General features: G+C 65.6%; 16 protein-coding genes. 7 read left to right on the top strand and 9 right to left on the bottom strand.

The genetic code is table 11. The annotated features are described in order from the left end of the window. Positions 1–36: 36 nt before the first annotated feature. Genes recG through BN3789_RS07695 form a run of 3 tightly spaced genes read right to left on the bottom strand, consistent with a single transcriptional unit; the run spans position 37 to position 4302 of the window. The gene (gene recG / locus BN3789_RS07685) at positions 37–2217 is read right to left on the bottom strand and encodes an ATP-dependent DNA helicase RecG (RefSeq protein ID WP_066832383.1); all 2181 of its coding nucleotides are present in this window, start codon (positions 2215–2217) and stop codon (positions 37–39) included. A 7-nt stretch (positions 2218–2224) separates the two neighbouring features. Next, positions 2225–3916 (bottom strand): DAK2 domain-containing protein, encoded by a 1692-nt coding sequence (locus tag BN3789_RS07690; RefSeq protein WP_066832386.1) that lies wholly within the window; start codon positions 3914–3916, stop codon positions 2225–2227. A gap of 32 nt (positions 3917–3948) precedes the next feature. Continuing rightward, positions 3949–4302, bottom strand: a complete 354-nt coding sequence (locus BN3789_RS07695; protein WP_229254261.1) for an Asp23/Gls24 family envelope stress response protein — start codon at positions 4300–4302, stop codon at positions 3949–3951. A 219-nt stretch (positions 4303–4521) separates the two neighbouring features. On the opposite strand from BN3789_RS07695, the gene BN3789_RS07700 reads away from it, so the two are divergent. From BN3789_RS07700 to BN3789_RS07715, 4 genes are all read left to right on the top strand, one after another. Then, complete coding sequence (locus BN3789_RS07700) at positions 4522–5016, top strand: SixA phosphatase family protein (protein ID WP_066832390.1); 495 nt, start codon at positions 4522–4524, stop codon at positions 5014–5016. Positions 5017–5040: 24 nt separating this feature from the next. Further along, the gene (locus BN3789_RS07705; RefSeq protein WP_066832393.1) at positions 5041–5439 is read left to right on the top strand and encodes a pyridoxamine 5'-phosphate oxidase family protein; all 399 of its coding nucleotides are present in this window, start codon (positions 5041–5043) and stop codon (positions 5437–5439) included. 166 nt (positions 5440–5605) lie between these two features. Further along, positions 5606–6340, top strand: coding sequence for an acyl-[acyl-carrier-protein] thioesterase (locus BN3789_RS07710; protein ID WP_066832396.1), 735 nt, complete (start codon positions 5606–5608; stop codon positions 6338–6340). 12 nt (positions 6341–6352) lie between these two features. Continuing rightward, positions 6353–6958: an HAD family hydrolase gene (locus BN3789_RS07715; protein ID WP_066832401.1), complete on the top strand. Its 606-nt coding sequence runs from the start codon at positions 6353–6355 to the stop codon at positions 6956–6958. A 37-nt stretch (positions 6959–6995) separates the two neighbouring features. On the opposite strand, the gene nudC is transcribed toward BN3789_RS07715, so the two are convergent. Beyond that, positions 6996–8108 (bottom strand): NAD(+) diphosphatase, encoded by a 1113-nt coding sequence (gene nudC / locus BN3789_RS07720; protein ID WP_079989181.1) that lies wholly within the window; start codon positions 8106–8108, stop codon positions 6996–6998. 251 nt (positions 8109–8359) lie between these two features. Between nudC and BN3789_RS07725 the strand changes: the two genes are divergently transcribed. The 3 genes from BN3789_RS07725 to BN3789_RS07735 are packed head-to-tail and all read left to right on the top strand — an operon-like array spanning position 8360 to position 11751. Then, complete coding sequence (locus BN3789_RS07725) at positions 8360–9535, top strand: ABC transporter substrate-binding protein (RefSeq protein ID WP_066832408.1); 1176 nt, start codon at positions 8360–8362, stop codon at positions 9533–9535. A 3-nt stretch (positions 9536–9538) separates the two neighbouring features. Next, positions 9539–10591, top strand: coding sequence for a FecCD family ABC transporter permease (locus BN3789_RS07730; RefSeq protein ID WP_079989182.1), 1053 nt, complete (start codon positions 9539–9541; stop codon positions 10589–10591). Beyond that, positions 10588–11751, top strand: a complete 1164-nt coding sequence (locus tag BN3789_RS07735) for an ABC transporter ATP-binding protein (protein WP_066832415.1) — start codon at positions 10588–10590, stop codon at positions 11749–11751. The genes BN3789_RS07730 and BN3789_RS07735 overlap by 4 nt, the downstream gene beginning before the upstream one ends. A 138-nt stretch (positions 11752–11889) precedes the next feature. Here BN3789_RS07735 and BN3789_RS07740 read toward each other — a convergent pair whose 3' ends face one another. From BN3789_RS07740 to BN3789_RS07760, 5 genes are all read right to left on the bottom strand, one after another. Continuing rightward, a complete protein-coding gene (locus BN3789_RS07740) occupies positions 11890–12684 on the bottom strand; it encodes a gamma-glutamyl-gamma-aminobutyrate hydrolase family protein (RefSeq protein ID WP_066832421.1) in 795 nt (264 codons plus the stop codon). 71 nt (positions 12685–12755) lie between these two features. Continuing rightward, positions 12756–13514, bottom strand: a complete 759-nt coding sequence (locus tag BN3789_RS07745) for an amino acid ABC transporter ATP-binding protein (protein ID WP_066832424.1) — start codon at positions 13512–13514, stop codon at positions 12756–12758. Between the two features lie 37 nt (positions 13515–13551). Further along, positions 13552–14382, bottom strand: coding sequence for an amino acid ABC transporter permease (locus BN3789_RS07750; protein WP_066832426.1), 831 nt, complete (start codon positions 14380–14382; stop codon positions 13552–13554). Beyond that, positions 14379–15038 carry an ABC transporter permease subunit gene (locus BN3789_RS07755; protein ID WP_066832429.1) on the bottom strand — a complete coding sequence of 220 codons (660 nt, stop codon included), beginning with the start codon at positions 15036–15038 and terminating at the stop codon, positions 14379–14381. The genes BN3789_RS07750 and BN3789_RS07755 overlap by 4 nt, the downstream gene beginning before the upstream one ends. 183 nt (positions 15039–15221) lie before the next feature. Further along, positions 15222–16229: a glutamate ABC transporter substrate-binding protein gene (locus BN3789_RS07760; protein WP_066832432.1), complete on the bottom strand. Its 1008-nt coding sequence runs from the start codon at positions 16227–16229 to the stop codon at positions 15222–15224. Between the last annotated feature and the right edge of the window lie 168 nt (positions 16230–16397).

Genomic DNA, 16397 nt, shown 5'->3' on the forward strand with positions numbered 1-16397 from the left:
ACAGCTTCCGCCCGCGCCATTCTCCTGATACGATCCTCATCCGCCGCTAACCTCCTTGAACACGTCGCCGTATCGGTCGACGACGCTAAAGCGTAGCGGAAGCGTGGCCGGAGCGGAAAGCGTCGGCGCGAAGCGCAAAAGTTCCACGCCATCATCATGAGCGCATTCGATGAGATCGGCATCGGCGTCAAGGTCTATGAAGCGCAGCGTGACGCCGCCGTGCTGCCGAAGTCCGAGGATCTCGCCCTCATGGCGAAGGCGCAGGTCCATCTCGGCGAGCGAGAAGCCGTCGTCGGTCTTCTCGAGCGCCTCGAGGCGCTGCATGGACGGCGAGACGCCCCGCTTGCGTCCCGCGCCCTGCGCGATCACGAAGCAGCGCCCGGCGAGCTCGCCGCGCCCCACGCGGCCCCGAAGCTGGTGAAGCGTCGCCAAGCCGAAGCGCTCGCCGTTCTCGATGATCATGACGGTAGCGTTGGGCACGTCGACGCCGACCTCGACGACCGTCGTCGAGACGAGCACCTGGATCTGACCGGAGCGGAATCGATCGATGACGTCATCTTTATCGTGCGCGCCCATGCGGCCGTGCAGCATGTCGACCGTCGCGTCGCAAAAGACGTGGCGCAGATGCTCCACCTCGGTCTCCACGGCGTGCAAGGGAGCCTGAGACCGGGGCCTGCCCTCATCGTCGATCTCGAGCCCCGGCACGTCCTCCAGATCATCCGTGCCGTCGCGCTCCGCGACGAGCGGGCAGATGACATAGGCCTGCTGCCCGGAACCCAGCGCCTCGCGCACGGCGCCGTAAGCGATGTCGCGGTTGGCGTCGTCGAGCACCTTCGTGGCGACGCCGGCGCCGGCCACGGGCCGCTTGCGGATGATGCTCGTCTCGAGGTCGCCGTAGACCGACAACGCGAGCGTGCGCGGAATGGGCGTCGCCGTCATGACGAGAAGGTCCGCGCCGGGACCCTTAGCGCGCAGCGCGTTGCGCTGCCCCACGCCGAAGCGATGCTGCTCGTCGATGACCACCAGCGAGAGGCGCCGGAACGCGACGTCGTCGGAAAGCACCGCATGGGTGCCGAACAGCACGTCGATGGAGCCGCAGCGCACCCCGTCGACGATCTTCGCGCGCTCGCCCGCCGGGGTGGCGCCGGTCAGGAGCGCGGAACGGACGCCCGCGCGCTCAAGGACGGGCGCGCATTTGACGGCGTACTGCTGCGCCAGGACACCGGTCGGGGCCATGACGCACGCCTGCGTCCCCGTATCGGCGACCGCCGCGAGCACCACCATGGCGACCGCGGTCTTGCCCGTTCCGACGTCTCCGAGCAGCAGCCGGTTCATCACGCGGTCCGCTCGGGCCATATCCGCGAGGATCTCGTCGACCGCCGTCGCCTGCTCATCGGTGAGCGCGAAGGGGAGCTCTGCGCGCACGCGCGCGACATGCTCGCCCACGCGGTGCGCGATCGGCTCGATATCGAGCAGGTTGGCGTCGTTGCGCAGCCGAAGCGCGAGCTGCAGCAGCAGGACCTCGTCGTAGGCGAGCCTTTTGCGCGCGAGGTCGCGCTCCCCCATCGAGGAGGGGAAATGGATGCTGCGCAGCGCCCGCGAGAGGCTCATGAGGCCGCGGCGCGTCCTCAATCGCGCGGGAAGCGGGTCGGGTATGTCCGCCACCGCCTCGAGCGCGGTGGAGACGATGCGCCGCATCCAAGCCTGCGACACGCCCTCGCCCACCGCGTGGACGGGCACGATCGTGCCGGATGCCGACTGCGCATCGAGTTTTTCGTAATGGGGAGAGCTCATCTGCTTGAAGCCGTAGGCGAACTCGACCTTGCCCATCACGGCGAGCCGGTCGCCCGCCTTCAGGTCGCGCGACAACCACGGCTGCTTGAAGAAGGCGACCTGGAGCACCGACGTGGCGTCGACGAGGTAGACCTCGGTGACCGTCATGCGCGGGCGCGGGCGCTTCTCGACCACGCGGTCGACCGTCGCCACGATCGTGCAGACCTGCCCGAGCGGCGCGGACTCGATCGTGTACGCATGCGAGAAATCGAGGTATCGGCGCGGAATATGGGAGAGGAGGTCCCCCACCGACTCGATCCCGAGTCGACGAAGGGCCTCCTCCCGTGCACCGGAAACATACTTCAGCCGGGAGACGTCCTGCTCGAGCGCGGCGACGCGCGCCATGCGCGACGACTCCACGGGCGCCGTGATCCCGCTTGCCATGCGCCTCCTATTCGATGGAGAAGATCACCGGGTAGAGCGGCTGCTCGCCACGATGGGGGTCGACCTCGAGATCGGGGTGGGCCTCCTCGATGGCGGAGACGAGCTCGTCGAAATCGTCGTCGTCCATATCGGCGCCGGCGAGGATCGTGAGCGTATCGCCCTCCTCCTCGTCCTGCATGCGCGCGATGCAATCGAGGGTGACCTGCTTCACGTCGCTTCCGACGACATCGATGGAATCGCAGATGATGCCCATGACGTCGCCCGCATGGATGGGCGTGCCGTCGGCGGCCTGCGAGTCGCGTACCGCCGTGGTGACCTCGCCGTCGCGGACCTCGGAGATGGCGTCGGTCATCGCCTCGACGACCTCGTCGAGCGGCGTGTCGGGCATGACCGCGAACAGCGCGGAGAACGCCTGGGGGACCGTCTTGGTGGGAACGACGGCGACCTTCTTGTCCTCGCACGCGGAAGCGGCGGCCTCGGCCGCCATGCGGATGTTGCCGTTGTTCGGAAGGATGATGACGGCCTCGGCGTTGACGCGGTTGACCGCGTCGAGCAGGTCGGCGGTGGAGGGGTTCATGGTCTGGCCGCCGGAAACGGTCACGTCAACGCCCATCGACTGGAGAATCTCAGCCTCACCGGAACCTGCGGCGACCGCCACGAAGCCGAGCGGCTTGGCGGGCTCGGAGGATGCGGCGGGCGCGGCGGAAGGAGTCGTGTCGCCGGCGTCCTGATCGGCGTGGATCTTCGCCGTGCGCTCGTGGGACTCCATGTCCATGTTGTGGATGAACACCTCGTAGATCTGGCCGAACTGGAGCATGTGCTCGAGCACGAGGTTCGGGGTGTTGGAGTGGACGTGGATCTTGTAGTCGGGATAGGAGCCGACCAGAAGCTCACAGTCGCCCATGGACGCGAGGAACTTCAGGCACTCCTCCTCGTCGAAGCGGCGCTCCGCCTTGAAGAGGAACTCGTTGCAGTAGCGGTACTCAGAGCCCTCCCAGTCGTCGTTGGCCTCGATCTCGACGCGCCCGAGCGCGCTTTCGCGCGCGGAGCTCGCATCGAAGGTGGTCGAGAAGTCCTCGATCTGCGCCGTGCGCCCCTGCGCCGCGGCGACGAAGTTCTCCAGGAAGATGGCGAAACCGAACGCGCCGGAATCGACCACGCCGTTCTCCTTGAGGACGGGAAGCAAATCGGGCGTGCGGGCGACGGACTGATAGGCCTCGACGACGATGGCGTCGAGCGCCTCCTCGACGCTCATCTTCTTTTTCTCGCACTCGTCAGCCTTGGTGGAGATGTCGCGAAGCACGGTGAGGATGGTGCCCTCGACCGGCTTGCGCACGGCCTGGAACGCGACCTTCACCGCACGGCGGAGGGCGGCGGCCACGTCTGCGCTCGAGGCGGGATCGGTGGCGGGGATGAGGCCCTCGGCGACGCCGCGCAGGATCTGGGAGGTGATGACGCCGGAGTTGCCGCGCGCGCCCATGAGCGATCCGTGCGTGATGGCGCCGGCGATGGCCTCCATGTCGGCATCGGCGGGAAGGGCGGTGAGTTCCTTGACCACCGACGCGAGCGTCAGCGACATGTTGGTTCCGGTGTCGCCGTCGGGCACCGGGAACACGTTGAGTTTGTTGATATCCTCCGCCTTGTCGGCCACAGCCTTAGCCGCGATCGGGAAGCACGTGCGGATAGTTTTCGCGATCATGTTGGTGTACTCCGTAAGACTCGAAACGGTGATTAACCACGCGACTTCAGCGCGTCGATGTGGATGGCGATCTTGAGGTTCGCGGGGTTGATCTGCGCGATCTCGGAAAGCGTGAACGAAACGGAGCTCGCGAGGTTCTGGCAGACGGACTTCATGTTCACGCCGCTCTCGAGCACGATATGAAGGTCGAGCTGCAGTCCGTTTTCGGTCGCGGAAACGAGCACGCCCTTGCGCAGGCGCTGTCCGGGAAGCAGGCGCATGGACTCGACGCCCTGCTGCTGTTCGGCCATGCCGACCACGCCGTAACAGGACATGGCGGCGTAGCCTGCGATATCGGCGATAACGTCGTTGGAGACGCTCAGGCTGCCGGGGATGATGTCAGACACGGTAATCTCCTTCCTGGATGCGCGAGCCGCATCGGCCATGGGAGCAATCAATCTAATATTCTACAACGTCGTGGGGGCTCGCGGCGCTCAAACTCGATGCTCCATATGTGCGGTTATACCCGGCGGGCAGACGGCAAGATCGCGCATGAGGGCGATGCGGGCGCTCGGGACGGGTAGAATTGAACGAGGATGTACAGCTCGAGGGAACGGCGGTCTCACATGATCAAGAAACTCATCCTCGTCAGACACGGCAAGGCGACGCCCACGGCTCCCGGGCAAGCGGATTTCGACCGCGAGCTCACCGACGCCGGACGCGCGGCGCTCGCGTCGGTCGATGGCTTCATGCGGACGTTTTACCTGCTTGATGCCCACAGCGCCTCGCATGCGACGCTGTGGTCGAGCCCGGCCGCGCGCGCCATGCAGACGGCGGCGGAGGTGAATCGCGCCCTCGGGGGCGAGATCGATACCGTTCCGGTCGACACCCTGTGGGAGCAAGACGAAAACGCCTTCCTGCAGCAGCTTGCCGAGACGGACGCCGACTGCCTGATCGCCGTCGGACACATCCCCTTCATGAACAACATGGTCGAGCGCCTGACCGGCATCACGCTCTCCTTGAAGCCGGGCGGCATGGCGACCATCGATCTGGAAGAAGACGGCGCGAGCGGCGCGCTCGATTGGTTCGTGCAGGGCCCGCCCGTCAAGGAAAGCCGCTGATCGACGCGAAGACAGGAGCCCCACATGGATGAGATTCTGGACTACCTCAAGAAGAACCCGACCTACTTTCTCGCCACCGTCGATGGAGACGGCGATCCGCAGGTTCGCCCCTTCGGCACCATCGCGAAATTCGAGGGCAGGCTCTATATCCAGACGGGCAAGGTGAAGCCGGTCTCCGATCAGATGCTCGCCCATCCCCGTATCGCGATCTGCGCGACCGACGACACGGGAGGCTGGCTCCGCCTCGAGGCGGACGCGCTGCTCGACGACCGGCTCGAGGCGCGCCAGGCGGTCCTCGACGAGTACCCCGAGCTTCAGGGCATGTACGCCGCCGACGACGGCAATTGCGAGGTGTTCGCCCTGCACAACGTGCACGCGACGTTCTGCTTGTTTACTGCAGAGCCCCGAACGCTCGAGTTCTAGGGAAACACTGATTACTTGCTTTCGCGGCGGTCGGTTCCGTGGCGAGGCGGATGGGTCATTTGGGGACGGGTTCGTTTCAACCCATTGACAGCGGCGCAAAGCGCCGATGGGTTGGAACGAACCCGTCCACAGATGACCCATGCTAACTATGAGAAGGACCCACCTTATGCCAACGATCGATCTTGACTCCGACCTGACCGTGTTCGAATACCCCTACCACGTGCGGTACAGCGAGGTCGGGCACCGCGGGCTCATGACCGCGCCGGCGCTCATCAACGCCTTTCAGGACTGCAGCACGTTCCAGTCGGAGGCGCTCGGCGTCGGCATGGCCTGGCTCAGAAACGAGCAGCGCGCCTGGGTGCTCACCCACTGGCAGATCGTCGTGGACCGCTATCCGTCCCTCTGCGAGGAGATTGCGGTCGGAACCTTCGCCAACTCCTTCAAGGGCTTCACCGCGAAACGCAACTTCTACATCAAGGACAACGCGGGCAAGTACATCGCGCGAGCGCAGTCCAGCTGGGCGTTTATCGACCTGTCCACCGGACGGCCCACCCGTCCCACGCCCGCGCACATCGACCCCTACGGCAGCCATGACCCGCTGGAGTTGCCCGCCGAGGACCGGCGCGTCAAGCTGCCCGACGTCCTCGAGCAGCGTGAGCCCATCATCGTCCGCCGCGGGCTGATCGACACCAACGAGCACGTCAACAACTGCCAGTACGTGCAGATGGCGCTCGAGCTGCTCCCCCGCGAGACGGCCCCGACGAGCATCCGCGTGGATTACCGACGCGCCGCCGTGCTGGGCGACACCATCTGCCCGAGCATCGGCCAGATAGGGCATCGCGCCGTCGTCGCGCTGAACGACAGCGCGGGCGCGCCCTTCGCCGTCGTCGAGCTCGCATAGGGGGCGGCTCCGATGGCCTCTGCAATCGAGAACGTCGTGTTCGACATGGGCAACGTCCTGATGACCTTCGACGGGAGGTCGTTCTCGCGCAGCTTCACCGACACCGAGGACGACGCGGCGCTGCTGCACGCAGCGCTTTTCGGACGCACCGAGTGGGCCCTGCTCGACGCGGGGGCGATCAGCCATGACACGATGCGCAGGGTTGCCGAAAACCACCTTCCCGAGCGCCTGATCCCCAATCTGCATGCATGCCTGGAAGGATGGCCGCATCAGTCCCGTCCGATCGACGGCGTCTGCGACCTCGTGCCCAGGCTCAAGGACGCGGGCTATGGGCTCTATCTGCTCTCCAATGCATCGACGTCGATCGACCGGCAGCTCGCGCACTGCCCCGCCTACCCCCTTATGGACGGGCGCGTGGTGTCCGGTTTCGAGCGGATGATGAAGCCCGACCCCGCAATCTACCTGCTGTTGTGCTCCCGATACGGCTTGGCGCCGGCCTCGTGCCTGTTCATCGATGACAACGAGGACAACTGCCGTGGAGCGGAGGCGGCCGGCATGCAGGCGTTCCACTTCACCGGCGACGCCGCGCCGCTTGAGCGCATGCTTCTTGAGGCGTAAGGGGGCCTGCCGTCACGGACGGGCGATCCTGCGGATGTCAGCGGCCCTGCAGCTCGTGCCCAAGCCACTGTTCGATCATGTGGCGCGCGATGGATGCGCGTCCGGGCGGCTCGACGGCACCGGTCCCGACCTCATGCTCGAGCTCCTCGCGCGTGAACCAGCGAGCCTCGCCGACCTCCTCGTGATCGACGCGTACCTCTGCGCTCAGGGCATGGGCACGGAACCCAAGCATGATGGAGGCGGGAAACGGCCAGGCCTGCGAGCCGAGGTAGCGCACCTCCCCGATCTCGATTCCGACCTCTTCCATGGCCTCCCGCCGCACCGCGTGCTCCAGGCTCTCCCCCGCCTCGACGAACCCAGCGGACACCGAGTGGAACCGTGGCCGCCACGCACGGTTGTGCTGGAGCAGGATCCGGTCCTCATCGTCGACGATGGCGGTGATGACCGCCGGCTCGATACGCGGGAACAGCAGGCGCTTTTCATCGTGGGGATTGGTGCACGTCTGGGCCCATCCGGACAGGATCGGCCGCACCGGAGCGCCGCAGGCGGGGCAGAACCGCTGCGAGCGCTGCCAGGTGCACACGGCGACCGCGCTGGTGGCAAGGCCCACGTCCCGTGCAGAGGCGCAGGGCGCAAACGACCTCAGCTCGATCCAATCGAACCTCTCGCGCAGCGACTGCAAGCGATCGTCGCATGCGGGCTCATGCCCTGCCGCCGGAACATCATCGCGCGGGATGGTCGTCCGCGGCGTCACGTCGATGCCGAGATAGGAGACAGCGGGCATCTCGGTGCGATCGATCCCGAGGTAGACCATCAGCAAGCCGTTCGCCCCGGCGAGCTCGCCGATATCTGGCGCGGAAAGGAGCGCGAGCTCGAGCTCGCCTGTTGGCGCCTGGGCATCGGGGCGCGGAGCCGCCGGGTCCTCGGTGCAGGACAGCTCGCCCGTGCCGCATGACGCATGCTGCTTGGGCACGGCGACGCATGCCCCGTCGACGAGCACGACGCGCGTCGCTGCATCCCGGACGAGCCGGTCGAGCAGGCCCTCGTCGCCTCGACGGTCGACATCGAGGTCGACGACCGTCTGCGACAGCGGCAGCGAGGTCAGAGCGCCCACATGGGCGAACATCGATGGCGCGGAATCAGCGGACATCGGGTGAGCTCCTTTCTCGAACGTGCATAGGGGGGACGTACCTTATTCATGCAAGTATGCATGAATAAGGTACGTCCCCCCTATGCACTTCTGATGGAGGGATGACGGACGCGCCCGGGGTTCGAGAACCGCTATCATAGAAACGGTCACATGACCCACATCACCTCTTCTCATGATGAGATTGGAAGACCTTGGCTATCTCCCCTTTATTCCGATATGGCGCAACCGCCTGCTGCCTCGGCATAGCCCTGATGGCAGGGCTCTCCGGATGCGGGCGCTCTCCGGTTGCCGACAGCGGGTCCACCGCCTCGGCCCTCGAAGGGTCCGCGCAGGCCTCAGGGCGATGCGCCCGCGCGGCCGCCTCCTCGTTCCGCGACACCGACCTCGGCTGCGACCTGCGCCACACCGACACCCTCGAGCTCGCGTATGCGCGAAACTTCACCGTCGATGAATACGAGGGCGGATACCGCCTGGTGTGCATCTCGAACGGCGAGCGGTTCCTTATCATCCCCGAGGGCGCATCCGTCCCGGAAGGCCTCGCCGCCGACATCGCGACCATCCGACAGCCCGCACGCACGTATCTCGTCTCGACGGGCATGATCTGCCTGCTCGACGAGATCGATGCGCTCGATGAGGTGTCCGTCTCCTCGGTCACCGCCGAAGACAGCCCGAGCGAGCGCCTGTCGCAGGCGATCGAAGACGGAGCTGTCTCGTACGGCGGAAAGTACAGCGCGCCCGATTTCGAGCTCATCGCAGAGACGGGCTGCACGCTCGCCATCGAGAACACCAAGATCAACCACGCGCCCGACATCAAACAGAAGCTGCAGGACCTCGGCGTCACAGTCCTCACCGAGCAGTCCTCGAACGAACCGGAGGTCCTGGGCCGCCTCGAATGGATCAAGCTCATGGGCGTGGTGTTCGGCCGCGAGGACGAGGCGAACGAGGCGTTCGCGCGCATCACGCAACGGGTCGAGGACACCGCCGCGCAGGAACCCACCGGGAAAACCGTCGCCTTCTTCTACATCAACGACGACGGGGCCGCGGTGACCCGCCGCTCGACGGATTACGTCTCGCAGATGATCGAGCTCGCGGGCGGCGCGTTCCTGTCGTTCGACCCCGCAGACGATGCGGAAGGATCGAGCTCGGTCCAGGCCGTCATAGACCTCGAGACCTTCTACGCGCGCGCCAAAGACGCCGACGTCGTGATCTACAACACGACCGTGGACTCCTCGGTGACCTCCATCGACGATCTGATCGGCAAAAACCCGCTGCTGGCGGACTTCAAGGCGGTCCAAGAAGGCAACGTGTTCGCCTGCGACGAGGATATGTACCAGGCGATGACGAGCATGGACGACATCATCGGCGATATGCGCTCCGCGCTCACCGGCGCCGACGGGAACGCCGACTACATTTGGAAACTGGGGTGACGCATGGGCGCGGCGAGAAGCGTAAGACTGGCAGGAAGCACGGCGAGTAGGCGCCGCGCACGCGTCGCCAGCGTCAACGTGGCGCTTGCAGTCGCACTGCTCTCCCTCATCGTCGTCAACCTGTGCGTCGGCAGCGTGCAGACCTCTCCGCTCGACGTGCTGCGTATCCTGTCGGAGGGGTCGACCGGTCAGACGGCGAGCCAGGTCATCTGGGAGATCCGTCTTCCCCGCGTGGCCCAGGCCGTCCTGCTTGGAGGGGCGCTCTCGCTATCTGGCTTCCTGCTTCAGACGTTTTTCAACAACCCTATCGCCGACCCGTTCGTGCTGGGAATATCTTCGGGCGCTCGCCTTGTCGTGGCGCTCACCATGATCGTCGTTCTCGGGGCCAACCAGGTGATGGACTCCTGGATGTCGGTCGGTGCCGCCCTGATCGGCTCTCTTGCCACCATGGGATTCGTGCTGCTGATAGCGCGGCGTGTGCGCAGCCAGAGCATGCTGATCGTCGCCGGCGTGATGGTCGGCTACATCTGCTCGGCGGCGACGAACTTTCTTATCGCCTTCGCCGACGACCAGAGCATCGTCAACCTCCAGAACTGGTCGCAGGGAAGCTTCTCCGGCGCGCGCTGGGACGACACCGCGCTCATCGCCATCATGGTCGCCGTCACGGTCGCGGCCGTCTTCGCGCTCTCGAAGCCGCTGGGCGCATACCAGCTCGGAGAGCCCTATGCCCGAAGCGTCGGCGTCAACGTGCTCGGCCTGCGCCTGCTCATCGTGTTGATTTCGAGCCTTCTGTCCGCATGCGTCGTGGCGTTCGCCGGCCCGGTGTCGTTCGTGGGCATCGCGGCGCCCCACCTTGCCAAGCTCGCCATCGGATCGTCGCGCCCGCTGTTCGTCATCCCGACCTGCTTTCTGGCCGGAGCCGTGTTCTGCTGCGGATGCGACCTGCTGGCGCGCATGCTCTTCTCCCCCGTCGAGCTGTCCGTGAGCGCCGTCACCGCGGTGTTCGGCGCGCCGGTGGTCATCGCCCTCATGCTGAAGAGGAGGTCGTTCCGATGACGGAGTCCATCCGCCCGGCCGCGGCAAGCCGCCCCGCGCTCGCGCTGCATGACGTGTCGGTCGGCCATACCGAGCGGCCCCTGGTCGAACACATCGACCTCGCCGTCTTTCCCGGTCAGGTCACGGCCCTCATCGGCCCCAACGGGTCGGGAAAGACGACGCTGCTCAAAACCATCGCAGGCCAGCTCAGACCGCTTTCCGGATCCATCGAGCTGTGCGGGGAAGACCTCCAGGCGATGCAGGTCTCAAAGACCGCTCGCATCATGAGCGCGCTGTTCACCGGTCGCCCCCGGACCGAGCTGCTGACGACGAAGGATATCGTCGACGCGGGCAGATACCCCTACACAGGCCGTCTGGGAACCCTGTCCGATGACGACGAGCAGGTGGTCCGAGAGGTCATGGAGGCGACGGGGACCTGGGAGCTGCGCGACCGCGATTTCGCGCACATGAGCGACGGGCAGCGCCAACGCGCCCTCATCGCGCGGGCGCTCTGCCAGCAGCCGCGCGTGCTGCTGCTCGACGAGCCCACCTCGTACCTGGACATCCGCGCTCAGATCGACATGCTCCAGCTCCTGCGCCGCTACGCCCGGGAGCGCGGCATCGCGGTGCTGGCGTCGCTCCATGAGATCGAACTCGCGCAGAAGGCAGCCGACCGCATCGTCTGCATCCGGGACGGCCAGGCGCTGCATCAAGGGGAGCCATCCGAGATCTTCACGGGACCGGTGATAGCGGACCTGTACGACCTCGACCGCTCAAGCTTTATCGACGCGTTCGGCAGCGTCGAGCTCCCCCGCCCCGAAGGCAGGCCGCGCGTCTTCGTTGTCGCCGGAGGGGGAAGCGGCGCTGCGGGATGCTTCAGGGAGCTCCAACAAGCCGGCATCCCGTTTTCTGCCGGCGTGCTTCACGGCAACGATGTCGACGGCCTGCTCGCCGCGAGCCTTGCCGCGACCGTCATATGCGAGCGGGACTTTGAGCCGATATCCGATGGGGCGATCGAGAGGGCGAAGCAGGAGATAAGGGATTGCGGCGCGCTGATCTGCTGCCTCGAGCGCTTCGGGCACATGAACGCGCGAAACGGCGAGCTCGTGGCCTATGCCCATGAGCTCGGCCAGCCCGTTTTCCCCTCCGCGAAGGCGTATCTCGATTCGCTCAATCAATAGGAAGAGCGCCGAGGCGTTCGTTCCGAGCCAAACGGGGGCATGCAAATCGGGGACGTACCTCCCGCATGCATGAATGCATGCGGGAGGTACGTCCCCGATTTGCATGCCCCACGAAAACCATGGAAGAGGACTCTTCAGCTAACGGCTTTCCCGGTATGCCGCGGCTGCGGAGACGAAGCTCTTCCACAGGCTGAAGTCGGTCTCCATCTTGCGCCATGTGTACTCGGGATGCCATTGAACGCCCAGACAGAAACGCTCGCCGGGCACCTCGATGGCCTCGGGGATGCCGTCGGTCGCACATGCCACGAGCTCAACCCCCTCCCCGAGCCGATCGACGCAGCAATGATGGCTCGAATTCGCCTGCACGAGGCTGAAACCGCCCACCGCGCGTTCCAGGAGCGACCCCGCCTTGATCTCCACGGGGTGCGCCGGATCGTTCAGGATCGCCGTGTGCCGCCAAAGCGCCATGCCGCTCTCGGGCTTCCTGCTCGGCACGTCCATGCACAGGCTTCCGCCCAGGGCGACGTTCAGGACCTGCATGCCGCGGCACGCGCAGAACAGCGGCGTGTGGGAGCCGATCGCCGCCTTGATGAGCTTCACCTCGAACGCGTCGCGCTCGGGGCACAGGAGCTGCTTGTCGTACGGGCTGTTGTCGCCCCAAAGCGCGGGCGAGACATCATGGCCGCCGGGAACCGCGATACCGTCGGCCATCGAGACCATCTCGGCGATGACGTCATCGTCGTCGGTGAGCGACATGACCAGCGGCAGGCCGCCGGCGGCAAGGATGGCGTCCAAAAACACGGTGGCCGCCGTCTCCTCGGGAGCCAGGCGCTCGGGCATCTTGAGACAGGGCTGGCACAGCTCGTAGCGAGGGGCAACCAAGATGAGCGGGCGGCCCGCACGGGCGCGGTTGATGTCGTCGGTATCGGCCATACTGCCTCATTTCTCAAGCGGATTCAGAAAAGGAAGGGATGCGCCCGCATCCGGCACATCCCCGAGTGACGTCAGTGACCCTTGATCGAATCGAGGAAGTCACGGGCGCGCTGCGTCGCGGGATGGTCGAAGAACTCGTCGGGGGCGCCCTCCTCCACGATCTGGCCGTCCGCCATGAAGACGACGCGGTCTGCCACGCGACGCGCGAAATTCATCTCGTGCGTCACGACGACCATGGTCATGCCGCCGCGCGCGAGCTCGACCATGACGTCCAGCACCTCGTTGATCATCTCGGGGTCGAGCGCGCTGGTGGGCTCGTCGAACATCATGGCCTTGGGGTTCATCGCCAGCGAGCGGGCGATGGCCACGCGCTGCTGCTGGCCGCCGGACAGCTGCGCGGGAACCTTTGCCGCCTGCTCGGCGACACCCACGCGAGCCAGCAGCTCCATCGCGCGCTTCTCGGCATCCTCGCGCTTCATGCCCAGCACGTCGATGGGCCCGAGCGTCACGTTCTCGAGAATGGTCTTGTGGGCGAACAGGTTGAAGCTCTGGAACACCATGCCGAGCTCCGCACGCATCGCGGCGAGCTCGCGGCCCTCGGCGGGAAGCGGCTTGCCCTCGATGAGGATCTCGCCCGAATCGATCGTCTCGAGGCGGTTGATGGTGCGGCACATGGTCGACTTGCCCGATCCGGACGGACCGATCACCACCAGCACCTCGCCGCGCGAGACCTTGAGGTTGATGTCGCGCAGCACGTGAAGGTCCCCGAAATGCTTCTCGACGTGCCTCAGCTCGATAACGGGCACATCGTCTCTTGTATCCATCGTCATTGGCTAATCCGATCTCTCGAAGCAGGTAGGCAAAGGTCTAGCGGATGATCTTGACGCCGAGGCGCTCGGCGATGACCGCAGACAGCTTGTTGATGGCAAAGTTCAGCAGGATGTAGACCACCGCCACGGTGAAGTACATCGATACGAGCGCGTCGTAGTTGGTTATCAGGACGCGCGCGTTCTGCATGAGGTCAGGATAGCTCACCACGTACGCCACGGTCGTGTCCTTGACGACCACGACCAGCTGGGAGATGAGCGAGGGGATGACGAAGCGGATCGCCTGGGGCAGCACGATCTTGAACATGATGCGCGCCGGCCTCATGCCGAGCGACATCGCCGCCTCCACCTGACCGCGCGGGACGGCGTTGACGCCGGCGCGCAGCACTTCGGCAAGCACGCCGGATGCGGCGAGCATAACCGGGAGCGTGATCATCCAAAACGACGAGAGCTTGATGCCGTACTGGGGAACGACCAGGAAGAAGAAGTAGATCAGAAGCAGGCTCGGAACGCCGCGGAAAAAGTCCGTCACGACGCGGCACGCAACGGACAGCGGCTTGATGCCGCTCGTTCGTCCCAGCATGAGCACGAGCCCTAAGATCAACGACAGGACGCCAGCGGTCAGCGCGACCGCCAGCGTTCCGCGAAATCCCTGGAACAGGTAGCGCCAGGTGGTCGCCTGACCCAAGAACGTCCAGTAGCGCGGAGCAAGCTGCCCGGTGACGTAGAACTGGCGGACGATCAGAGCGATGCCGACCGCCACCGCTGCCAGCGAGAGGACGGTACCGATGATCATGCGGCGACGCGTGCGCGGACCGGGCGCCTCGTAGAGCGCGTCGCGGATGCTCATAGGCTTGCCATGGGTGCTCATCGCAGGATCCTCACCTTCTTATCCAGGCGGTTTCCCGCAAGACCGATCACGGCGGCCGTACCGACATAGCCGAGCGCCGCGATCAGGAAGGCAAGGATGCCGCCGGTCGAGCGCGTGTTGATGTACGAGACGACTCCGGTGAGCTCCTGGGGGCTCATGGGTACCTGCGAACCCAGGGCCGTGGTGAGCATGACCGCGATAAGCAGGTTCGTCATGGGCAGGACCGCCGACCGAAGCGCCTGCGGGATCACGATCTGCTGGATGATCTGCCTGAACGTGAGGCCGAGCGAGCGCGCGGCCTCGATCTGGCCGACACCGATCGTGTTGATGCCGCTCATGAAGTTCTCAGAGCCGAACGCCGAGCCCATCAGGATCGTCGTGACGATCACGCAGGTGCGGTAATCGAGCACGAGCCGCAGGTTCGGCAGCGCGTACACGATGATGACGAGCAGCGCCACGCCGGGGATGTTGCGAAAGATCTGGACATACAGGTCGCCGACCAACCGTAACGGCTTGAGCGGCGAGATGCGCATGACCGTGATGGCGACCGAGAGCACCATCACGAACGCGAACGACACCGCCGTCATCCACCAGGTGGTGACAAGACCCGTCAGATAAAGCTGACCGTAGGTCGAGAGCAGCTCAGATAGGCCCATGCACCCTCCTTACCACAGCAGGGCCGACGCGAACACACGCCGGCCCTGCGCCATCGCTGATGTACCGAGAAGGCACCGATCGGCTCGGCTTACGCCGGGCCGCCACGGGGCCTGCCGCCATGCAGGCGACCGGTCGGCGCTTCCCTTGCGAAACGCGCGCCGTACCCGACGCGCACAGGACCCTTACGCCCCGATCGCGGGAGGCTCGGGGGCCTCGGCGATATCGGCGCGGTCGCCGATGCACACCTGCCACAGCTCGGACCAGGTGCCGTCCTGCTCGATGGTGGTCAAGAAGTCGTTGACGAACGCCACGCCATCGGAGTCGTGCGGAAGGCCGATTCCGTAGGCGTCGACGGGGCCGAACTCCTCGCCCGCAAGACGGTACTTGCCCGGGTTGCGGGTCATGGCGCCGAGCTGCATCGTGGCGTCGATGACGTAGGCGTCGACACGGCCCTGCTCAAGCGCGGTGCGGGCCTCCTCGTCGGTCGCGAACTCCTGGATGTTCGCATCCGGGGCGTACTCCTCGAGCACCGACGGACCCGTGGAGCCGGACTGCGCGGCGACGTTCTTGCCGGCGAGGTCGTCGACGCCGTTGATGTCGGAGTTGTCGGCCATGACGAGGATGCCCTGCTGCGTCGTGTAGTACGGGCCCGCGAAGGAGATGATCTCCTTGCGCTCGTCGGTGATGGAGTAGGTGGCGAACACCGCATCGACCTGGTCGTTGGTCAGGACGGACTCGCGCGTGTTGGACGTCACCTGCGTCAACTCGTAGGCGTCCGGATCGCCCAGGATGTAGTTGGCGAGCATCTGGAACAGGCCGGCATCGAAGCCGCGGACCTTGTTGTCCTTCTCGTTCATGAGGCAGAAGAGCATCGAGGTCTGGACGCCGCCGACGCGCATCGTGCCGGCGTCCTTGATCTTGGTGGCCCAGGTGCTCGCCGCGATGGTGGCGTCGTCGGCAACGGGACCGGAGGCCACGAGCTCGTCGTAGGCCGCCGCGTCGATCTGGGTGCCCTCGGACTCCTCGGACGAGCCATCCGAGGCGGAGGAGGAAGAACCGGCGGGAGCAGGGGCCTCCTCATCCGAGCAGCCGGCAAGACCAAAGGCGGCAACGCCCGCCAGCGCGCCCATGCCGAGCAGCGCATGGCGGCGATCGATCAGGTACTGATCGCGAGAAGTCATACGAGACATAACAGAATTCCTTCCTGTCGCGTGCGAAGCGCACGAACGATACCGCAGGAGCCTGCAGTATTGACCATTGTATGCGGAAATCATACCCATTTACTCAGAATTGCCTACGTTTCGGTCTCATTAACGGGATGCGCACAACCTCGCGCCCCCTGCGTATGCAAAACCCTC

It is taken from the genome of Collinsella ihumii, assembly GCF_900046475.1.
GTDB classification, from domain to species: Bacteria; Actinomycetota; Coriobacteriia; order Coriobacteriales; family Coriobacteriaceae; genus Collinsella; species Collinsella ihumii.

Bases quoted from the DNA above. Each gene is read 5' to 3' on its own strand.
- BN3789_RS07755 (WP_066832429.1), bottom strand. From the start codon at position 15,038: ATGGGCCTATCTGAGCTGCTCTCGACCTACGGTCAGCTTTATCTGACG.
- BN3789_RS07760 (WP_066832432.1), bottom strand. From the start codon at position 16,229: ATGTCTCGTATGACTTCTCGCGATCAGTACCTGATCGATCGCCGCCAT.
- BN3789_RS07725 (WP_066832408.1), top strand. From the start codon at position 8,360: ATGGCAGGGCTCTCCGGATGCGGGCGCTCTCCGGTTGCCGACAGCGGG.
- nudC (WP_079989181.1), bottom strand. From the start codon at position 8,108: ATGTCCGCTGATTCCGCGCCATCGATGTTCGCCCATGTGGGCGCTCTG.
- recG (WP_066832383.1), bottom strand. From the start codon at position 2,217: ATGGCAAGCGGGATCACGGCGCCCGTGGAGTCGTCGCGCATGGCGCGC.
- BN3789_RS07705 (WP_066832393.1), top strand. From the start codon at position 5,041: ATGGATGAGATTCTGGACTACCTCAAGAAGAACCCGACCTACTTTCTC.
- BN3789_RS07715 (WP_066832401.1), top strand. From the start codon at position 6,353: ATGGCCTCTGCAATCGAGAACGTCGTGTTCGACATGGGCAACGTCCTG.
- BN3789_RS07745 (WP_066832424.1), bottom strand. From the start codon at position 13,514: ATGACGATGGATACAAGAGACGATGTGCCCGTTATCGAGCTGAGGCAC.
- BN3789_RS07730 (WP_079989182.1), top strand. From the start codon at position 9,539: ATGGGCGCGGCGAGAAGCGTAAGACTGGCAGGAAGCACGGCGAGTAGG.
- BN3789_RS07690 (WP_066832386.1), bottom strand. From the start codon at position 3,916: ATGATCGCGAAAACTATCCGCACGTGCTTCCCGATCGCGGCTAAGGCT.
- BN3789_RS07750 (WP_066832426.1), bottom strand. From the start codon at position 14,382: ATGAGCACCCATGGCAAGCCTATGAGCATCCGCGACGCGCTCTACGAG.
- BN3789_RS07700 (WP_066832390.1), top strand. From the start codon at position 4,522: ATGATCAAGAAACTCATCCTCGTCAGACACGGCAAGGCGACGCCCACG.
- BN3789_RS07735 (WP_066832415.1), top strand. From the start codon at position 10,588: ATGACGGAGTCCATCCGCCCGGCCGCGGCAAGCCGCCCCGCGCTCGCG.
- BN3789_RS07710 (WP_066832396.1), top strand. From the start codon at position 5,606: ATGCCAACGATCGATCTTGACTCCGACCTGACCGTGTTCGAATACCCC.
- BN3789_RS07740 (WP_066832421.1), bottom strand. From the start codon at position 12,684: ATGGCCGATACCGACGACATCAACCGCGCCCGTGCGGGCCGCCCGCTC.